Annotated in this window: 5 protein-coding genes and 1 pseudogene; all 6 read right to left on the reverse strand. The window is 62.5% G+C overall.

From position 1 onward, the window contains the following. A partial coding sequence (locus AB0I57_RS19980) for an alternate-type signal peptide domain-containing protein (RefSeq protein ID WP_358339301.1) occupies positions 1-350 on the reverse strand: 350 nt, incomplete at its 3' end. Positions 351-428: 78 nt separating this feature from the next. Continuing rightward, positions 429-2159 (reverse strand): signal peptidase I, encoded by a 1731-nt coding sequence (locus AB0I57_RS19985; RefSeq protein WP_358339303.1) that lies wholly within the window; start codon positions 2157-2159, stop codon positions 429-431. Between the two features lie 5 nt (positions 2160-2164). Further along, positions 2165-2782 (reverse strand): SipW-dependent-type signal peptide-containing protein, encoded by a 618-nt coding sequence (locus AB0I57_RS19990; protein ID WP_358339306.1) that lies wholly within the window; start codon positions 2780-2782, stop codon positions 2165-2167. Between the two features lie 283 nt (positions 2783-3065). Then, entirely contained in the window at positions 3066-3662 is a 597-nt protein-coding gene (locus tag AB0I57_RS19995; protein WP_358339309.1) for a signal peptidase I, read from the reverse strand. Further along, positions 3659-4210: a hypothetical protein gene (locus tag AB0I57_RS20000; protein ID WP_358339312.1), complete on the reverse strand. Its 552-nt coding sequence runs from the start codon at positions 4208-4210 to the stop codon at positions 3659-3661. The genes AB0I57_RS19995 and AB0I57_RS20000 overlap by 4 nt, the downstream gene beginning before the upstream one ends. Before the next feature lie 2 nt (positions 4211-4212). Further along, positions 4213-4485, reverse strand: a pseudogene (locus AB0I57_RS20005) (hypothetical protein); the annotation flags it as partial.

Below are 4485 nucleotides of genomic sequence, written 5' to 3' on the forward strand. Positions count from 1 at the left end.
GTCGCGGTGATCGTGTGATCGACCACCGCCTCGAACGCCGCATCACCGACGAGGGTGGCCTCGTCGACCGCCAGACTCGCCCGCAGATTCGTACCCCGCGCCGTCACCTCGAAACTCGCACTGTAGGTCAGCACATCACCGGGCACCGCACGGAAATCGGTCACCGTGATCGGACCATGCTGATCCGACCAATTCGGTGCCACCGTCTGCGTCAACGCCAGAGCACCCGCACCGATCGCACCACCACCGACACTGGTCGCCGAGTTCCACGCGGCCATCGACCCCGCACCACCGGCCAGCAACACCGTCGCCGCACCCGCGGCGATCGCGCCTTTCATCTTGTTGTTCATCTCATGGTCAGCTTTCGTCAGACCCCGACAGGGGTAGGAGAATTCGGCCTCATCACCGGCACCACACAACCCGTACCGCTACTGCACCAGGTCCTCGAGTCCCGCCGGCACCTCCACCGAATCCGGGTCGGCCGCCGACTTCTCCCAGCCCCCGGACGCGGAAACCAGGAACAACTCACCGGCATCGACAATGAACAACTCATCGGAATCGGCCGCCCACTGCACCACGGCCTTGTCATCAACCGCGAAACTCGACACCACCGAATCCGACTCGTCCAAGATCACCACCTGTGACGAAGAAACCTCCGCCACAAAGCTTCCCGACGACGACACATTCTTGATCACCGAACCACCCGACGACACACCCGCACCAGCATCCGACTCATCGGTCTCGTCCGTGCTGCCGTCAGCCGACTCATCCATGCTGCCATCCGACGACTCATCCGTGGTGCCGTCCGACGACTCGTCCGTCACATCCTCAACCGCCTCATCCGCGGCCTCCGTCGGCTCGTCCGTGGCGTCCTCGACCGGCTCCTCGAGCACCTCAACTGGCTCCTCGATCACCTCATCGACAGACGCCATACTCAGACTCTTCGAAGACAGACTCTTAGAGGCCGACTGAACATTCTCACTGCTTGGGTTGGCCTTGTACTTCTCTCCACCCTTGCAGCTAGCACTGTTGATGGTGTGGGCCTGGACACCCCATCCGCGGTAGCCCGTCGACGTGTTCGGGCCGTTGATGGTGTGCACCTCGACGGTGTACCGCCTAGCGGTGTCCTCGATGTCGAACCACCCACTATTCGTGTTCGAAGTGCTGCTCTTGATGGTTTGGGTTCTGCCGCCACTGTCACGTCGTGCGATGACCTTGTATTTGTAGTCCTCCCCTAGCGGTGTCTTCCCGAGGCTGTCCCACGAGAGCTTCACATCCGAAAGGAGGCGGTCCTCGGTTTTGCAGCTCATACCCGTAACCACCGGGGTGGGGTAGAAGTTCGCGTTCGCGGTGAACGTGCTCGCCACCGACCCGGTATCGGTGAACGCCGCAGCCGTTCCCGAAGTGGTCGCCATCAAAGCCGCCACACCCACCGCGCCGAAGGCCATCAACGGCCGCGCCGGCAAAGCACGCCCCGACAGCATCCGGGAGGCCAGCGTCCGGGTCTTGGTCACCGGAGCAACCGGCATCTCGAACTGCTGCGTCGGAGCATCATCGAAATCGAAGTCCCGCACCGACGCCGACACAGGCTCGGCAGGCTTCTCACCCCCGGACGCGCCGGAGTCGTCACCGCCCTGGTCCTCGTCATCCTTACGCGCGGCAGGCCGGAACGCGACCACCATCAGGCTGCCCACAAACGCACCGCCGAGGAAGATCGCCGTCGGCGACGACAACCACGCCACCACATACCCGAGCGTGGGAACACTGAAGAACACCCGGTCCGCCTCCGTGACCGTGTACGGCGAGAGGTCCGCATCCTCGTTCGCATCACCCTTGAGGATCAGCACCGACGCGTTCTCATTGGACGAGACGATCTCCTGGACCCGGTGCGTGATCCGGGTGCCCTGCTGATTCAGCACACTGACCACGTCACCGACCGCCAGATTTGAGGCGGGCACACTGCGCGACAACGCCAGCGAACCGGTGGTGATCTCCGGCGACATCGAACCCGACCGGAACACCAACGGCTTGATCCCGAAGAAGAACGACGCCGACGCGGCCAGCACACAAATCAAGCCGGCGATCGCCCCCACGTTCAGTGCGATCTGGCGAACAGAAAATTTATTATCCGATCCCATCGGATTTGTTCGCGTAGTCATGATGCTCAGGCAGTTGTCGCGTTGAAATTGAGCGCGGCTTCAACGGACATGTCCTGCACACTGTTCGGCGCGTCCGGACCCACGCTCATCTCGATGCACAGGTCCTCACTGGCTCCCACCGCCAACGTCCTCGGCTCGGAGAGCACATCCACCGAATCACCGCTCAGCAGAAATTGATCCGCCGCAAGAGGGTCGCCGCTGCACACTTCGCCATCGGACGTACCCGTCGTGACCTTGACCATCATGTGGTCGGCCAACTCCGACGACGACGCGGCCGCCGACATCGTGTAGTTGAACGGCGTCGTACCGGTGTTCTGCACCGGCAACACCGCGGCCACCGAGTCGCCCGGGATCATCCCCTCCTTCGTCAACGTCGCAAACGCGTACGCATCCGGATTGCCCTGCTCATCGGCGAGCTGCATATCGATCGAACCGGTCGAGAACACACCCGACGTCGCCGTCGCAGTATCACTCCACGCCGCCAGCGTCCCGATCGCACCGAGACCGAACACGATCCCCAACGACGCAATCGCCCGCGGCTTGCTACCCGATATCACCGACCGCGCACGGGCACCGAACCCCGACGCCGAACTCGAAACCTCTTGACGAGACATTGTTTCCATGCCTTTCCTGATTCATCTAGCAGGGGTGCCGGCAACCCGGATATACACGAAACTGGGCGTGCCCGTGGCGATGTCATGAATTTCTATCACGGTGAACGAGCAAAAGTTGGACGTTCACACGCTCAACCACAAAAAACTGGTCACTTGTCCACATCTGACTCGAACGGATGCCGAATCGACGGAACACGCGACGTCGCAGCCTTGCGGGCATGCACGAGACGCCTCGGGCTTCGATCTCCCGGTGGCGCATCGTGGTGCCCGCTCGACGCGGGTTCTCTACATCTCAGGTGTCAGACCCGACCTCCGGCTGGTCCTTCGGGCGTGAACGGTCCCGAACAGCCCCGAAGAACATGAAGACTGCATATCCCAGGAGCCCGGTGACAACGACACCAACCATCACCGTCCGTTGCTGACCAGTGATCAGACTGTTCACGTATCCCATGTAGGGAACGCTGTACCAGACCTTCCCCCTGATCTGTTCCGGAACAACGGGATTGGCGTCGGGAGACGGGTTGGCATCGCCCTGGGTGACGTACGTCGTCTCCCCCTGTGAGTTCTTCCGCACCATGATGATGCGGTGGGTGACTACCGCAGGGTCGCCCGACTCCTTCTGGAACGTGATCGCATCGCCTGCGGTCAGCGTGTTCGGGTCCTCCGGCTTGACCACGATCAGGGTGCCGGGAGGATAGGTGGGTACCATCGAGCCGGTGAGCACCGTATAGGGCGTCGCTCCCGCGATCCGGGGGATGACGATCGTCAGGGCAAGGATGGCCACCAGCACCAAGAGCACCAGCCAGGAGGCGATGCTCTTGATCCAGCCCCACACGCTGGTGTCTTGCCCGTCGGCGTCTTGTCGGACGCTTTCTACCGTGTGGCTCATCGTGATTCGGCCCCGAAAATGAACGACGCCGTGGTGCTCTCATTCGGCTCCGCATCCTCACCGACGGTGCCCCGCATACACAACACCGCACTGGCACCCGGCTCCACCGACAACCACTCCGGATCCGCCGGCGCCTGCGCACCCACCAACGGCCCGTCATAGACCTGCGTCGCCCCCACCGGATCACCCTCATCCGGACACGCCGACTCCGAATCCACCACGAACACCGTCAAATCCAACGGCACCGCCGGATTGGACTGATTCGCATCCTGCAACCGGTACTTCATCAACACATCACCGGAATTGATGATGCTCACCGGGGCCTGCGCATACTGCCCCGCACCCAGACCCTCCTTCGCCAACGCCTCGAACGGGTAATCCTTGATCCCCGCCTCACCGACCGCCAGATCCAACGTGCCCGACGAAATCGTGCCCGGATTCATCACCTGCGACTGACTCCACAACGCACCGGTCTGCTGCGCCGACATCAACGCCACACCGGCCACCGCCGCCCCACCGATCGCCAGCCAACGAGTCTTGTTCGACATAGCTACACCTGCCTCAAAGTGACATTGAAATTCGACAGGTCCACCTGCACGTTCTGCGCCGCATCCCCGGCGGTGTCCTCGGCGAACACGATGGTCACCTGCACATCCACCGTCGCACCATCCAATGCCGGGGTGATCACCACACCATCGGCATCGACCGGCACCGGATCCCCACCCGAGGTCGCGGTGATCGTGTGATCGACCACCGCCTCGAACGCCGCATCACCGACGAGGGTGGCCTCGTCGACCGCCAGACTCGCCCGCAGATTCGTACC

Source organism: Rhodococcus sp. NPDC049939, from assembly GCF_040656415.1.
In the GTDB taxonomy this organism is placed as follows: Bacteria; Actinomycetota; Actinomycetes; order Mycobacteriales; family Mycobacteriaceae; genus Rhodococcus_F.

Bases quoted from the DNA above. Each gene is read 5' to 3' on its own strand.
- AB0I57_RS19985 (WP_358339303.1), bottom strand. From the start codon at position 2,159: ATGACTACGCGAACAAATCCGATGGGATCGGATAATAAATTTTCTGTT.
- AB0I57_RS19990 (WP_358339306.1), bottom strand. From the start codon at position 2,782: ATGGAAACAATGTCTCGTCAAGAGGTTTCGAGTTCGGCGTCGGGGTTC.
- AB0I57_RS19995 (WP_358339309.1), bottom strand. From the start codon at position 3,662: ATGAGCCACACGGTAGAAAGCGTCCGACAAGACGCCGACGGGCAAGAC.
- AB0I57_RS20000 (WP_358339312.1), bottom strand. From the start codon at position 4,210: ATGTCGAACAAGACTCGTTGGCTGGCGATCGGTGGGGCGGCGGTGGCC.